Genomic DNA, 16,014 nt, shown 5'->3' with positions numbered 1-16,014 from the left:
AATTCGAAATAAAGGTTTTATTATCCCATCCCACCCACCGACCCGTTCGTGCTGAGGAGGAGTGGTAACCCCGTCTCGAAGCAGGCACCAAGGCAAAAAATCTGTGACAATGCTTCGAGACGGCGCAAAAAGCCGCGCCTCCTCAGCACGAACGGATTGTGCGAGGGCAAAAAGGTACGGTGTTATTCAGAACCCATGTGAACTCAAAATAAGGGTTTTATTATCCCATCCCACGCACCGGCCCGTTCGTGCTGAGGAGGGGTGGTAACCCCGTCTCGAAGCATGCTCAGAGCAAAAGTCTGTGCCCATGCTTCGAGACGGCGCAAAAAAGCCGCGCCTCCTCAGCACGAACGGATTGTGCGAGTGCCAAAAAGATTAGGGTGTTATTCAGGACTGATGTGAACTCAAAATAAGGGTTTTCTTAGCCCATCCTACTCACCGGCCCGTTCGTGCTGAGGAGGGGTGGTAACCCCGTCTCGAAGCATCCATCAAATTAATTTTGACTCGTCACACGCAGAATTTCCGAAAGTGACGTATCACCCGCCAGCACCCGTTTAAATCCATCCTCACGAATACTGGGAGTAGTGGGGCGCAGATAATTTTCCAGAGTCTGTATGTCATCATTTCTATGAATCATACCTCTGAGTGTTTCATCAATGCCAATAAGCTCATAAATACCCGTTCTACCGCGAAAGCCCAGGTTATTACATAACTCACAACCTTTAGGCTCATAAACCTGAGATATATCAGTTCCTGGTTTAACTCCCATCAGTTCTAACTCGTCATCACGAAGTTGATGTGGAATTTTACAATGCGGACATAGTCTTCTGACCAGACGCTGGGCAATCAAACCTACGATACTGGAAGACATTAAAAAGGATTCAACGCCCATATCTCTGAGACGGTTCAGAGCGCCGAGGGCACTGTTGGTATGCAAGGTTGATAGGACCAAATGGCCTGTCAAACTGGCCTGAACGGCAATTTCAGCCGTTTCAAGATCACGAATTTCTCCTATCATGACCACATCAGGGTCTTGCCTGAGAATAGCCCTTAATCCTTTGGCGAAGGTCATCTGCACTTTAGTATTGACCTGGGTTTGTCCAATACCTGCTAAATCATATTCTATAGGGTCTTCAATAGTCAGAATATTCCGTGTCACCTGATTCAATTCTGTAAGCATGGCGTATAAAGACGTTGTTTTACCTGACCCTGTAGGACCTGTAACCAGAATAATTCCATGGGGTTCTGCAATCATCTGTCGCATAGCTTTTAAAGTAGATTGTGGCATACCTAACAAATTTAAATCCAACTGAGCTGCCTGCTTATCCAATATCCTCAAAACCACACGTTCTCCGTGATTGGAAGGAAGAGTGGAAACACGCACGTCAATATTATGTCCGCCTATACGCAAAGAGATACGTCCATCCTGAGGAATACGCTTTTCAGCAATATCTAGTTTTGCCATAACCTTAACCCTGGATATGACAAGCGGTGCTATAGCACGTTGAATTTCCAGTACTTCCTGCAATACGCCATCAATACGATTACGAACCAAAACCCTGTCTTCGTAAGTTTCTATATGGATATCTGATGCCTTAAATTTGATGGCTTGAGTAAATAAGGCATTGAGTAAGCGAATAATTGGTGCATCATCCTGATTTTCCAATAAGTCTTCGCTAACGGGTAATTGACTGGCGAGCATGGAAAGATCCATATCGTCTTCCATTCCTTCCGCCGCATCCAGAATGGATGATTTGGACTGATAAATCTGCGCAAGATGCTGTTGAAAAGTTGTTTCATCAACCTGTTTGGTATCCAATTCACATTGTACTATTCGCTTTACCTCAGCAAGAGCCTGGAGTGACGTGCTGGCCAGGTGATAAACAAGCGCTTTTTCATTTTTAATGTCACCAATGACCAGTCCATTGTTCTTGGCAAAACTGTAAGGAAGCTTCAGTACTTTGTCGTCGTTATCCATAGCTTTATTTAGTCATTGGTAATTTTTGTTGCTGAGGCGGCCCACTGAATGGAATAGGTAAACTGCCTTGCGTTAAAGGCGGTAACGCAGTTTCACTATTCGACTGTTCAAATTCTTCCTGAGAGCGCAGCCAATCCAGCTGATATTGACGTATGTCATTGTATTTTTGGCCGGTAACCTGCAGATTATCCCTTTCATTATGGAGAATAATCGGTTTGATAAAGACCATAAGTACCCGTTTGTCCCGACTGCGGATATTGTGCTGGAACAGCCGTCCCACCCCAGGAATATCACCCAATATAGGCAAACGATTATTGTCATTTCCTATACTGTCTTGAGTAAGACCTCCTAAAACCACAATGTCGCCACTTTCTACATGCACGGAGGTAACAATACTGCTGATCTTGAAAGTAGGGTTATTCACACTGTCCACTGTACTTGCAGGGTCAAGAGTATCGTTCCCCTGATCAATTTGCATCTGAATTCCCTGACCGCGCGTAATCTGTGGGCGAACGTAAAGGTGCAGTGCCACATTAACGCGGTTAAATGTAGTGTAAGGGCTGGCTGTAGTGGTGCCGCCTGCGTTATTGGGATAGCTTGTAGATGCTACGGATACTTGTTTACCTACCAGTATTTTAGCCTGTCGATTATCTAAAACGACAACAGATGGCGTGGATAAAATGTTCGCTTTTTGCTGGCGTGCCAGAGCATAAATCTGAGCCTGGAAATCATCTATTTTGGTTTTGCTGTTGATAATAGCAAAGCCTGGGCGAAAATCACGTGGATTTCCTCTTTGCTGATCGGTACCCCATTCGATGCCAAGGCTATTCACATCATTTTGATCTACTTCAGCTACCAGAGCTTCAATGAGTAACTGTGCCGGCTTGATATCCAGCTGGGCAATAACTGTTTTTAGAATGCGTATTATCGATGCAGGGGCATTAATAATGATAGAGTTCGTATTGGGTTCTCCAATGATTTGTACTGTTGGTTTCGTTGAACCTTCATTCTGTGTGCTGGCTGATGTTGTATTCGCTGTCGCAGCTGAACTGTTTACTGCCGGTGAAGACATTAACGGGGAACTTCCTTGTGTATCAGAGGAACTGCCGGTTGCAAGGCTTGATGCAGGATTAGTGCTGTCTAGAGCAGGGCGTGTGATTGTTCCAATGGTTGTTCCAACATTACCACTAAAATTCGCCTGGGCAATACCGGCAAGAATAGGTACCAAATCTTCAGCCCTTAAATAATTTAAATAAACTACCTGAGTATTTGAATTAAGCCCCGCGGAACTTTCTTTGTCCAGCTTAAGGATTAACATTCTCAGTCTGATCCTGTCTGTTTTATTACCACTGACTAATAAAGAATTGGAACGATCATCTGCTGCAATGGTAATTTGCGTTCGGCTACCTATGCTCGGCTGTGTTTTTACCAAATCCTTCAGCGTATTAGCCACATCCATGGCAAGAGCATGATGAAGCGGTACTATATCAATGCCATTAGCATTGGAACTGTCTACTTGCTTGATAATGTCTGCCAGGCTTTTAATGTTATTGGCACGTCCTGACATGATGAGCATGTTGGAGGGCGCATAAGCAGAAACACTGCTCCACTGTGGCATCAATGGCCTTAAAACAGGAACCAGTTGTTCTGCAGGAACATAATGAACAGGAATTACAGCCACCATCATGTCATCGCCTTTGGGCTGATTTCTCATGCCGCTCAGTAAATCGGGCGATTGAGTTTTAGCATCTATATTAGGGATGATTTTTATAATTTCGCCATTAGGAATTGCGGCATAGCCTGACACTTGCAGTACTGACAGAAATACCTGATAGAGTTCGCGGTTGGATAATGGGGTGGATGAAATGATGGATATTTTGCCCTGAACTCTGGGATCAATCACAAAATTTTTACCTGTAACCCGTGACACTTCGGCTATAACCGCACGTATGTCAGCATTTCTTAAATTCCATAATTTGCTGGAGGGAGCAAGAGTCTGGTCAGCATTAGTGGGGGGCTGACTGATGCTCAGGGAAGACTGTGACGTGCTGCTTTGTTTGAAGGTTTTTTTGTCTGTATTCTGCGATAACTTGTCTTTTAAGGCACGGGCAGTCTGATAGTCATTTATAGGGCCAATCTGTACGAGGTACAGATGCTTGTCTGCAAGATTTTTAATTTCAACAGTTTGTTCTACAAGGGCTGAAAGTTCTTTCTGGCGCGATTGCGCGTCTTTTTCTAAATTAAAGGCACCTGCCTGCAGGTAAAATACGGTAGTACCATTTTTGGTTACGGTTGAAATATTGACGTCATTAGCATGAATCAGCGAGGACCAAATCAGGGCTAAAAGTAAAAATACTATTGAGCGCATTTAAAAACCGTAAAGTAATGGGTACAAACATAATAACCAAATTTAACGTCTTACCATAGCTTTTTTGGCAACTAACTTAAGGATTTTTATGCTTCTGGTTAATCATGGTCATAAAAAGGTATAAAAAGAAAGTTATTGTTCAATTCAACGATTTTTGTTTAAGAATCAAGGATATCTAATGTGAAAACAGGGAAGTGATGTATTTAAGTGGTGGCTATAGGTGGACTCGAACCACCGACCTCAGCATTATGAGTGCCGCGCTCTAACCGGCTGAGCTACATAGCCACAACGAGGCGTGATTTTGTCTTTTTCGCGGGTTAATGTCAAGTAGGTTTTGTGTTTTTTTATAAATTTTACCTGCAAGTGATACTCTTCAATACTTAAATAATTCAAAACCTAGCCTTGATTTCGTTATCGCTGTAAGTGCTTCTCTCCTATTTTAGCCCTGTAAAAAGGAGGCAAATAAACAGGATGATCTTAGCAAGTGCCCCTCTTCGGGAGGAGGGTGCCCCGTCAGGATAAGGCTCAGAAGACGCAAACGGCACGGTCAGTCCCCTCGCCCGCGCTAGAAATTCGTGTATAGAACTGCAGTTGAACGCGGGAGAGGGTTAGGGAGAGGGCGAATATCGATCTTAATCCTCTCCCCAGCCCTCTCCCGCGATAAAAATATGATTATTAATAAACTCCTTTCGCGGGCGAGGGAGTCAGACCATGCCACCTTAGTGTAATCAAGGCTACATTAATTAAAAATTCATCAATATATCTTCTTCATACTCTGCATTTTTTGATGATCTGCATCATCCGCTTTTTTCCCTGTTTTAAAATCATCTATCTCTTTTTTTTGTGATAACAGGGTATTGGCCAGGTGGTTTTTAGATCTTTGTTTGCCGTATTCCTGAGATAAAGCGTTATTTTGTTCTTCATATCGGGAAATAATACCTTCCAGTTCAACGAGTCTGTAGTGCAATTCAAAAGGGGATAAATTGCTCTTTAAATTATTTTGAAATTCTAAAAGCTCATGCTGTAGCCGTTCATGCAAAAGGACTCTTTGTTTCGTCAGCTCTGACTTGGGTAATTTGGTTTTCAATTTATCAATAGGAGAGGGCTGTAATTTTTTAATACAAGTAGAAATCAATTCATTTATGCCATTATAAATTTGTGAAGCGGGTGTCCTGTAGCCATCAGCGACATTATTTATATAATAAATATGAGATTCTATTCCAGGAAGATAGAGTGAAGGATTTTGGAAGGTAATGACTACTGCGTGGCTGATATCCACATTATGCTGGGAAAAATACTCTAATAGCCGGTACACATTAAACAGTGACGGTTGATAGTGGCCGCTGTAAGTGGTTATCGCTTTTAACTGGCCATTCTCAATTTTTATTTCACCTGCAGCCACAATTGGCGCGCCAGCATTCATCGTTGCATGAGTGAAGCCATCTCGTTTGTTCAAATGACTAAAAACGGACAGTTCGCCATTAGCATTGAGAGTGAATGATGCAAAACCAGGTTTGCCATGGGATATCATTTTGTGGGTGTCAAAAAGTACACCATTCTTTTTAAACAATCCTTGATGGATGTTTACTCGATACTGAGCACGTTCTACAGCGGAAGTGATAAATAAACCTCCTGTCTGGTCCTCTTTTTTGGAATCATCATGAACATCCAGAATTTCTTTAGTTTTTATTCCCTTTTTTACCCTGGCTTGCTTTGATTTACCATGTCTTGTGGTTTGCAGAGGCACAGTTTTTTGGGGCGAAAAGGGCAGATGAGAGGGGGACTTTCCGGGAATGTATTCTGGATTAATGGTCTTATGTAGTTGCCTTTCGTCTATTAATTGCCGTAATAGATGGTTTAAACGATCAGAATCCAAAGCACTATCTTGTATATCCAATGCATAAATCAAAAACATCAATGCAGCTTTCTTCTTTGCTTCTGATTCATTAGTATCTACTTCACCTGCGACAGGTTCGACGGCCTGATATACAGACCAGGCATAATCAATCTTGTCACCAAGATGTCCTGCATCTTCTCTGTAAATTATGTTCAGGTCGTATTTACGTGGCATTTTATGCTTTTGTCGAATGGCACTATTAATTCATAGTATATATTAGATTTACAGCTGGGCTGATTAAAAATATATAAAACTGGAGCCTTGATGCAGCGATAGCGAAATCAAGGCTACGTCTATTTTAATGGGAGAGAATGTCACCAGCGTGAGCTGATGACATTTAAGATTACTAGATAATCAGAATATACAGTGCGCCTGCACCACGTAAAACCTGTACTAACAATTGCTGCTTTTTAGCCTGGGCAATATTTTGCAAGGATTTTACATCTTTAACTTCAGTCTTATTCGCAGAGATAATGATATCACCAGGTCTTAAGCCTGCTCTCCAGCCCGCACTGTTTTCAGTTGCACCGACTACCTGTACACCAACTACATTACCATGAGGAGGTGATTCCTGTTCGAAAGTACGTAAAGCCAGGCCATAAAGGAAAGGATTGTTGGACTGTAATTTTTGTTCGTGCTTTTTAATGTCAGTAACTTCAGCATTCAGAGTTAATGGCTTGTTATCACGTAAAATTTTAATACTGACAGTAGCACCAACACGCAACAGGCTGATTGTTGTTTTGACCTGGGTTGCCTGTAAGATCTTGGTGTCATTAATCTGGGTGATAATGTCTCCTGCTTTCAAACCTGCAAGTTCAGCTGGAGAATTTTCATTAACCTGAGAAACCAACGCACCTTGCAAGTCTTCAGGATATCCCATTGACTGTGCTAATTCTGGTGTCAGGTGCTGTACAAAAATACCCATTAATCCACGATGGATGGAGCCAAATTTAATAATTTGCTGGGTTACATCTTTTGCCATGTTGATAGGAATAGCGAAGCCTATACCTACGTTACCGCCGTAAGGAGATATAATTGCTGTGTTGATACCAATCAGTTCGCCTTTGGTATTCACCAGAGCACCACCTGAGTTACCTGGGTTGATTGCCGCATCAGTCTGGATAAAGTTTTCTACACCCTCAATATTCAAATCACTGCGTTTTAATGCACTGACGATACCAAAAGTTGCTGATTGACTGTTACCAAAGCTGTTTAAGCCAAAGGGGTTTCCTATTGCTACGACAAAATCCCCCACTTCCAGTTTATCAGAGTCACCAATCACCAGCGACTTAAGATTTTTAGCATCAATTTTCAGAACAGCAAGATCTGTTTCGCTGTCGCCACCAATTAAGCGAGCTTTTAAACGTCTGCCATCCTGCAATGTCACCGTAATCAGGTTGGCATTACGGATAACATGGTCATTAGTGATAATCACTCCATTTTTGGGATCAATGATAACACCTGAACCAATACTTTCGAATTTACGTCCTTTTTGCGGGGTTCTTGATGGTTGTTTGTTTTCCGCTTCCTCATCATCACCAGTAGCACCAGGAATCACAGCATCAGGCATGTATCCCTGAACTGCAATGTTAACGATAGCTGGCATAATGTTTTTTAAAACAGGGGACAAGCTGGGCATTTGTGCTTGCTCAGCAGCAAATGCAAAAGAACCTGCTATAAAGAGCAGGGTACCTATGAATAATTTTATACGAGTCATCATATGATTAATCCTGAGGTTGATTATTGAACCAAATTAAAGTGCCTATTCTACCCGTTTGTGGCTCTCTCCGATAGGAATAGAATTGATTTTTTAATTCAAAAGTGCATAAATCTGATTGATAAACAGCGTTTACCCCCTGTAAATTCAGCACCATCTCCGCAATTTCAGGCAAATTAGCCATCCATTTGGATTGTACTGGTTTGAAGGAGCGGTTGCTTTGTGGGTACTTGCTGGTAAATGCGGAATACATTTCTTCCCCGACTTCATAGCATTTGCCGCATATGGCAGGGCCTATCCATGCCAGAAGCTCTGAGGGATTCGAGTCCATTTTGCTCAGTGTATTTTCTACAATCCCGTTGCATAACCCCCTCCATCCAGCATGAATGGCTGCAATTTCATCTCCCTGTTTGTTGCATAACATGATAGGGAGGCAATCAGCAGTCATGATAACCAATGGGTGTAAAAAAGAGCGGGTTACAGCCGCATCAGCATTTCGGTTGCTTTCCTTTTCAGCGATTATACAGGTAGTGCTGTGTGTCTGCTCCAGCCAGATGGGTTCTGCGGGCAGATTTAGTAATTCAGATAATTGCTGTCTGTTTTTCATTACATGCAGGTCATTATCACCTACATGCAAGCCAAGATTATTTTGATCATAAGGAGCTTGGCTAAATCCCTGGACTCGGGTTGTAGTTACTGCACTTACGTTTGCAGGAGCAGGCCAGTTGGCTGATTTAGTACTCATAATGCTCATCCAGAGTGTTAAGAAGTAATTTGAAATCATCAGGCAAGGGAGCTTCAAATGTCAACTCTTCATCAGTTTTTGGATGATAAAAAGTAATGGAACAGGCATGAAGTGCCTGACGTTTAAATTGCTGGATCAAGGTTCTTAACTCATCGCTGGCGTGAACGGGTATTCTCATGCGTCCGTTATACAATGGGTCACCCACTACGGGGTGATTAATATGCGCCATATGCACTCTTATCTGATGGGTTCTTCCCGTCATAAGACTTACATCAAGCAGGGTATAGTCCTGATATTGCCTGTTTACCATGTAATGGGTAATAGCCTGTCTTCCTTGCCCTGTTACGGCCATTTTCAAACGATTTCTCGGATGTCTGCCAAAACCAGTATCTATAGTACCTCCGGAAATGACATGCCCCAGCACCAGCGTGATGTAATTGCGCTGAATATCGCGAGCCTGCATTTGACGAATCAATGAAGTATGGGCGGTCAGTGATTTGGCAACAATAAGTAAACCTGTTGTGTCCTTATCCAGACGATGAATTATACCTGCTCTGGGCAGATGTTGTAATTGTGGCGCATGATGCAAGAGGGCATTAACCAGAGTGTGTTCCCTGTTACCTGCCCCAGGGTGTACGACCAGACCGGCAGGCTTATTTAAAACCAGAACTTCATTATCTTCAAAAATGACATCGAGTGGAATGTCTTCAGGATTGCATTGGTTAAAATCGCCATCCACTTTCGTCAATTCAGCATTCAGTTCAATCAGATCGCCACCTAAGGCTTTATCCTTAGGTTTACATGCTTTTTGATTCATGGTAACAGCACCGGATTTAATCCAGTTGGTAATTTGCGAGCGTGAATATTCAGGCAATAATTGGGCGAGTACGCTGTCAACACGTTGACTGTGGTACTCGCGGGGAACGGTGATTTGTTTTTGAATAAGTTCTGTCATCAGGCGGGTTGCATCTCATCTTCAAGTAAGCGGCCTCTCAGGGAGTTAGGCAAGGCATCGCTGATTTGTACGGTTACAAATTGGCCTGTCAAATGCGGTGCACCATCAAAATTGACCACTCGGTTGCATTCAGTGCGTCCTGCCAATTGGTTACTGTCTTTCTTGGATTGTCCTGTAACCAGGATTCTTTGCGTTGTACCTATCATTGATTGACTGTATCGGGAGGCATTCATCAGCAATCTGTTTTGCAGAATCTGCAGGCGTTGTTTTTTGACTTCTAAAGGTGTGTCATCAATCAGATTGGCAGCTGGGGTTCCTGGCCTTGGGCTATAGATAAAGCTGAATGAAGTATCAAAGCCAATTTCATGAACCAAATCCATAGTATCCTGGAAATCTTTATCTGTTTCGCCAGGAAAACCAACAATGATGTCAGTGGATAAACGAATATCAGGACGAACTTTACGCAATTTTCTGATTTTCGATTTAAATTCCAAAGCAGTATAGCCGCGCTTCATTAAACCCAAAATACGGTCAGATCCACTTTGTACCGGTAAGTGCAGATGATTCGCAAGCTCTGGTACTTCGGCATAAGCATTAATCAGATTATCTGAAAATGCCAATGGGTGAGAGGTCGTAAAGCGAATTCTGCCTATGCCATCTATAGCGGCAAGATAATGAATCAGCAAGGCTAAATCAGCCGTTTCGCCATTTTCCATAGTGCCGCGATAATCATTAACGTTCTGGCCTAATAAATTAACTTCTCGTACCCCTTGTGCGGCCAGTTGATAACACTCAGCAAGCACGTCATCAAAAGGTCTGCTTATTTCTTCACCGCGAGTGTAAGGAACCACGCAGAAACTGCAGTATTTGCTGCAACCTTCCATTATTGATACGAAAGCAGTCGGGCCTTCAGCTCTTGGGGCTGGAAGATGGTCAAATTTTTCAATTTCGGGAAAGCTGATGTCAACTACCGATTTTTTCTTTTCAAGCCGTTCATTGAGCAGGGCAGGGAGTCTGTGTAAGGTTTGGGGACCAAAAACGATATCAACGTATGGTGCTCTTTTAATAATATCAGCACCTTCCTGACTGGCCACGCAACCACCTACACCTATAACTACATGCGGATTTTTCGCTTTGTACTCACGCCATTGGCCAAGTTGGGAAAAGACCTTTTCCTGTGCTTTTTCACGTATGGAACAGGTATTGAGAAGAATTACATCTGCCTCTTCAAGCTGGTCTGTTTTAATAAGCCCGTGTGACTCGTTAAGCACTTCCGCCATTTTGGATGAATCGTATTCATTCATCTGGCAGCCATTCGTTTTGATAAATAATTTTTTAGCCATAATAATTCTACTTTTAAAACGGGGTATTATTTCATTAATGTACGCTTTGGCAATAGGTTTCTTTTATTTTAGGTAAAATAAGCAGAGCAACCAGCATACCGAGCGGAAGAATGCCAAGAGCGGTATGATAAGCACTTAAAGGATACACTCTTACGGTACCCTCGAGTTCTCCCTGCCACATTCTATCCAGAATAAAGCCAATCAATGGTTGGGCCAAGGCAATGCCCACCATATTCATCATATTCATGAAACTCAAACCGGTTGCTACATACTTCTTATTACATAATTCTTTTGCAACAGAAAATGCGGGTAAGAATCCTGCTGAAAAAATACCAAAAGCAAAAAGCAGGAACTCCATGACAAATGGGGAGCTGATAGGCACGAAAATAAAGACAGTGGAGCAAACCAGAGCACCAATACAGCCTATGTACATAGGGGGTTTTCTCAATCCTATGCGATTGGAAAATATTCCCCACAAGGGGCTGGCTATAGCCCAACCAACAAAGACTAAGGAAATGAAGTTAGCTGCCATAGCTTTACTTAACAGCATTTTATCCATCAAAAAGGGAACACCCCAAAGGCCGCAAAAGACAGGAGTTGCCATGTACATCAGACCGCCATAAGTCGCGACCAGCCATAACTGTTTGTTCTTTATTAAAGCCGTAAGACTGGGCCAGAGTTTTTCTTCTTCCTCAAGAGGGTGCTGGTGTTTTGGTGCAACGTAATTTTTTGGGGCATCCCGAGCAATCAGAGTTATCAGCGCAGCCAGTAACAGGCCTATGCTACCCATGATGATCATACTGTGACGCCAGCCAAAACCGTCAATCAATAAGGCCAGTGGTGCTTCTCCACCTATTGCTCCCATCATACCTATAGTAACCATTAATCCGGTCAATAAAGCAAAACGCTGAGCCGGAAACCAGTTGGCTGCCAGTTTCATTGTGCCGACTGCAGCGAAAGCGGAACCAAAGCCTATCATCAGGCGCGCAACGCAGGCCATAAAGAAATTATCAGTCATACCAAAAGCGATAGTACTCACGGCACACACAATGGTTGCGATAGTTAACAGTCGATGGGGACCAAAATGATCCATTAGCACACCACCCGGCAATTGCATGGCGGCATAAGAATAAAAATAAATGCCTGACAAAATACCTAAAGTCTGGCTGGTGACAGAGAAATCCCTCATTAACTCATTGCTCATTACACTGGGGGAAACTTGTAACAGACATTCATAAAAATAAAAGAGACAACCTAATCCCCATACCATCCAGGGCATAAATGATTTGCTGCTTTCTGCCTGCGCTGTGTTGGACTGTGTATTATAATGAGCCATTATTTTTTAAATCTCCAGATTTTAACTGCACCATTTGCTTTGCGGGAATTTTTGACAAAAAAATAGGCCCTTATACAATAACACCTTCTTGTATCTTGGCCGTAAGTCAAAATGCAGTTTATTTAGTCACAAAGTCAACGCGCACGATAACATATAAATAGCTAAATTTCACCAATTAAAATATTAACACCTTGTTTATAATTTGTCTATAAGCGCGATTTCTTTGCGTTTTTCCTTAACGCTCATTAGGATCATCTGGAGAATCCAGTATTACTCGAGTTCCTTTCATACCGCCTCCTGGCACATCAATAAACTCCTCATTCAGCCAGCGTGCGTCTTCAATAAACATACGGACACAGCCATGACTTGCCCTGTATCCAGGCACTTCGTAGCTACCATGTAAGGCAAAGCCTCTGAAGAAATGCATGCAATATGGCATGAGTGCACCTCCGTTTTCACCATTGGCTCTTCTTGGAAAAACAGTAGAAACGCATTCTATATCCTGTTTGCGGATGATTCTGAATGAGCCTGTAGGTGTGCCACAACCTCCGGCAACGTTGCATTTTCCTACGCCAGATGATATGGGACCCCACCAAAGAAGTTCACCATCTTCATCATAAGCTCCCCATGCCAGTTTCTTTTGGCTGACATAAATCGTTTTCTCACCATCTGATTCGATATAACGGGGGAAAGGGGAGACATCATAAATGGTAAGCCTGTCTATATTTTTAGGCACAGCAATGGTCATACCCTGTTTCAGTCTGATATTCATGCGGTTGATACGTCTTACTATATCTCGTTCTTCTACATTGGGAAAAAGCCCTTCCCAACTTTCCCCTTGTTTTACCTTCATGCAAAAGTAATCAGGCTGATTGCATAGGGTTTCTCCATATCTTTGATATGCAAAGGCTAACTGTGAACCAAGCATCAGAGACATTACACTTATTATTGATATCATAATTTTTTTCATAATGGTCTCAATTTTTATTCGTGGTATCTGTTTTAACGGCAATGTGGAAAATTACTTTACATTTTGATGGGATTAATTTTAGATGACATTGAAATAGCGGCACGTCGTCCTGAGCGCGTCTTTTTGCGCGAAGGATCTCCCGAAAGCGGCATGGTGCCAGTATAACTGTTCCGCTTCCTCACGGTCGCGGCTCGGTTTTCGGTGCACGATGAAGTAAATACGAGAGCACGAAAACCGAGCCGCGACCGTGAGGGAGCGGAATTTTTGTTGGGGCATGGGGCGTGTGATGCCTGATCGTATTTTAAGTATTCCCAGACTGTTCAGAACTGATATTTATCGACTGCCAGGCTTGATGTATTTCGGCAAGGAGCAAATTAGATTGAGCCAGCAAATCTTCGTCATTATTCAAATTGGCTTTCAGTAAAATATGCTGGATATAATCGTATAATTTAAGCAAATTTTCAGCGATGCTACCGCCTTGCTCGTGGTTTAAACTCATTTTTAAACCTTCAATAATACTCAAAGCTTTACCAATATGCTCGCCTTTTTCTTTTATCTGATTTCTTTGAATATTACCCTGAGCCGTTGCAATATGAGTACGTGCTCCTTGAAGCAATAACTCAATAAGCTCATGTGGAGACGCTGTATCAATACGTGTTTGCAATTCAATTGATTTGTACTGGTTCGATGCTTGTGTGTATGGATTTTTCATGAAAGGGGTCTCACTTTGATTTAAATTGCGGTAAATTAGCGAGTTGCTGGGTCAGGAAACCACTGGTGTTTTGTAAGCTTGAAATTAAGGTATCCAGCGCAGTAAACTGTGCTAAATAACGGGCTTCAATTTTTTTGCTTCGCAAGTCAAGCGCTTCCTGATCTCTGCCCAACATTTTCATCTGCTTGTCTAACTGAGTTGCCCTTTGATCAAGATCACCTTTTGTTTTCATGTAATTATCAAGAAAGGAATTCATCTGTACGGCGATACCGTCATTGACTGTGATTTGACCTCGGCTTCCGGTTGTTCCAGACAAAACATTTATTGATAAACCGCCAAGATCACCACTTCCGGTGAGGGTGAATCCATCAGGTGATGTTGCAGAAGCGCCACCAATCATACCAGACATGCTGACCCCTGGAGTAAATTCGCTTAATTCAACATTGTATGATCCCGCTTTTACATTAGCTCCAACCGATTTTACCCTGATGTCTGAATCGGTGGCACTTGCCGTTTTCGCAAAGAGTGCGCCTATGCTGGCGTAATTATTATCCAATGCTTTTTTGTATTGATCCTGTTTTACTTCAAGTAATCCTGTTTGTTTATTCGTTACTATACCCAAATCAGCCAATGATTTGATCGGGCTGTTGGTTGACAGGGGAGAGGTAGCCCACTTATTAAGGTTTAATTTCAAATTTCTAAATTGCGGATCACCCTGAAAGACACCGCTTTGCTTTGTTTCCTGATTATAACCAGTCAAATTAGTTAAGAAGGTCATTGAATCATTGTACTGTTTGATGAAATCATTAATAAGTCCTGTTAATTGTTCTTTATTATCATCAACCGTTAAGGTAATAATTTTAGTTTCATTCGCGCCTGCTGCTTTTTTTAAATTCAGCGTTACCCCTGCTATGGCTTCTTCAAGTTGATTGGAATTTTGCTTTAAGGTAAGGCCATTTATTTTTACGATACTGTCCTGAGCTGCAATCGTTTCTGTCATGACGTTAGAAGGGGCTGTTGCATCGTAATTCAATGCAGTAATATCACCACTGATTCTCATGGCATAATTTTCACCGGTTTTTGATGAGGCAATGGTCAGCCTTGAACCTTGGCTATCCTTTACTATGCTTGCGGTAACGCCTGCATTTTTATTATTGATTGCATCACGCACCGCAACCAGACTGTCGCTGCCTGGGGCAATTGTTACAGAAACTGAGGTTGCAGATGCATTTGGAGTAAAAGTTGTATTGTTGTTTTCATAAGTACCAAAATCAATAGTCAGGGTACCACTGCCAGTATTAGTAAGATAATCACTTGCCAGTGTGTGCTGCTGCGCCAGTTGCTCTACCTCTATTTGATAGGTACCTTTCACTGCTTGTGGTGATACAGTTGTAGAAAAATAATCAGGATCGCTGACTGAGAACTTCATCGTGTAAAATTGCTTTATGTCAGATAATTTTGTAAGGGTGGTTTGCAGTGTAGCCAGAGTGCTTTTCAATTGTCCTACGGCGGATAGTTCTGTATTCACACTGAGCAGGCGCTTGTCCTGACGCAATTGTATGGGTGTAATTTCTGCTTTAACCAAAGCGTCAACCATTGCTTTTACATCAAGTCCGGAACCTACACCTGGCGCTGATAAACTCATAGTCGTCCTTATCTGTGTCAATCTGGCTGATAATGCAATTAAAATTTAATAAGTCCATTTATTAAACGTGCTTATCTATAGAACCACTGATTATTTCATCAAGCAAACTTAATAAATGCAAATATTCATCCGAAGGCATTTTACGTATTACTTTATCAGAAATTTTATCCGTTACTATAGTCTGCAGTAAACCTGTTGCATGATCCAGTGCTTGTTTTGTTTCCTCATCAAGAGATGAATCAGACAATGGGCTGCTTTTTTCAAGTTTAATCGGCTCATCGGGTAGTTTTACCGAGTCATTCTGTACCGTTTTATTCACCGATGGAACAGATTCAATATTCATTTTAT

Annotated in this window: 12 protein-coding genes and 1 tRNA gene; all 13 read right to left on the bottom strand. The window is 42.2% G+C overall.

The features are described from left to right. Positions 1–493 precede the first annotated feature (493 nt). Positions 494–1,978, bottom strand: coding sequence for a GspE family T2SS ATPase variant LspE (gene lspE, locus B094_RS0106050; RefSeq protein WP_018576909.1), 1,485 nt, complete (start codon positions 1,976–1,978; stop codon positions 494–496). A 4-nt stretch (positions 1,979–1,982) separates the two neighbouring features. Continuing rightward, the gene (lspD, locus tag B094_RS0106045) at positions 1,983–4,346 is read right to left on the bottom strand and encodes a GspD family T2SS secretin variant LspD (RefSeq protein WP_018576908.1); all 2,364 of its coding nucleotides are present in this window, start codon (positions 4,344–4,346) and stop codon (positions 1,983–1,985) included. Between the two features lie 208 nt (positions 4,347–4,554). Further along, a tRNA-Met gene (locus B094_RS0106040) sits at positions 4,555–4,631 on the bottom strand. A 469-nt stretch (positions 4,632–5,100) separates the two neighbouring features. Continuing rightward, a complete protein-coding gene (locus tag B094_RS16440; protein WP_018576907.1) occupies positions 5,101–6,417 on the bottom strand; it encodes a hypothetical protein in 1,317 nt (438 codons plus the stop codon). A 172-nt stretch (positions 6,418–6,589) separates the two neighbouring features. Next, positions 6,590–7,963: a Do family serine endopeptidase gene (locus B094_RS0106030; protein WP_018576906.1), complete on the bottom strand. Its 1,374-nt coding sequence runs from the start codon at positions 7,961–7,963 to the stop codon at positions 6,590–6,592. A gap of 4 nt (positions 7,964–7,967) precedes the next feature. Next, on the bottom strand, positions 7,968–8,705 hold the full coding sequence (gene pgeF, locus B094_RS0106025) for a peptidoglycan editing factor PgeF (protein WP_018576905.1): 738 nt from the start codon (positions 8,703–8,705) through the stop codon (positions 7,968–7,970). Further along, positions 8,695–9,660 carry a 23S rRNA pseudouridine(1911/1915/1917) synthase RluD gene (gene rluD / locus B094_RS0106020; RefSeq protein ID WP_018576904.1) on the bottom strand — a complete coding sequence of 322 codons (966 nt, stop codon included), beginning with the start codon at positions 9,658–9,660 and terminating at the stop codon, positions 8,695–8,697. The genes pgeF and rluD overlap by 11 nt, the downstream gene beginning before the upstream one ends. Beyond that, positions 9,660–11,003 carry a tRNA (N6-isopentenyl adenosine(37)-C2)-methylthiotransferase MiaB gene (miaB, locus tag B094_RS0106015; protein WP_018576903.1) on the bottom strand — a complete coding sequence of 448 codons (1,344 nt, stop codon included), beginning with the start codon at positions 11,001–11,003 and terminating at the stop codon, positions 9,660–9,662. Before miaB ends, rluD begins: the two co-directional genes overlap by 1 nt. 34 nt (positions 11,004–11,037) lie before the next feature. Continuing rightward, positions 11,038–12,339 carry an MFS transporter gene (locus B094_RS0106010; RefSeq protein ID WP_018576902.1) on the bottom strand — a complete coding sequence of 434 codons (1,302 nt, stop codon included), beginning with the start codon at positions 12,337–12,339 and terminating at the stop codon, positions 11,038–11,040. 235 nt (positions 12,340–12,574) lie between these two features. Further along, positions 12,575–13,309 (bottom strand): L,D-transpeptidase, encoded by a 735-nt coding sequence (locus B094_RS0106005; protein ID WP_018576901.1) that lies wholly within the window; start codon positions 13,307–13,309, stop codon positions 12,575–12,577. Between the two features lie 301 nt (positions 13,310–13,610). Then, positions 13,611–14,021, bottom strand: coding sequence for a flagellar export chaperone FliS (fliS, locus tag B094_RS0106000; RefSeq protein WP_018576900.1), 411 nt, complete (start codon positions 14,019–14,021; stop codon positions 13,611–13,613). 10 nt (positions 14,022–14,031) lie between these two features. Then, positions 14,032–15,666, bottom strand: coding sequence for a flagellar filament capping protein FliD (gene fliD, locus B094_RS0105995; protein ID WP_018576899.1), 1,635 nt, complete (start codon positions 15,664–15,666; stop codon positions 14,032–14,034). 61 nt (positions 15,667–15,727) lie between these two features. Beyond that, positions 15,728–16,009: a hypothetical protein gene (locus tag B094_RS0105990; RefSeq protein ID WP_018576898.1), complete on the bottom strand. Its 282-nt coding sequence runs from the start codon at positions 16,007–16,009 to the stop codon at positions 15,728–15,730. Positions 16,010–16,014 lie beyond the last annotated feature (5 nt).

The organism is Legionella shakespearei DSM 23087 (assembly GCF_000373765.1).
In the GTDB taxonomy this organism is placed as follows: domain Bacteria; phylum Pseudomonadota; class Gammaproteobacteria; order Legionellales; family Legionellaceae; genus Legionella; species Legionella shakespearei.
Note: the sequence above shows the minus strand (reverse complement) of the source record. Positions and strands in the feature narration are given on the sequence as shown.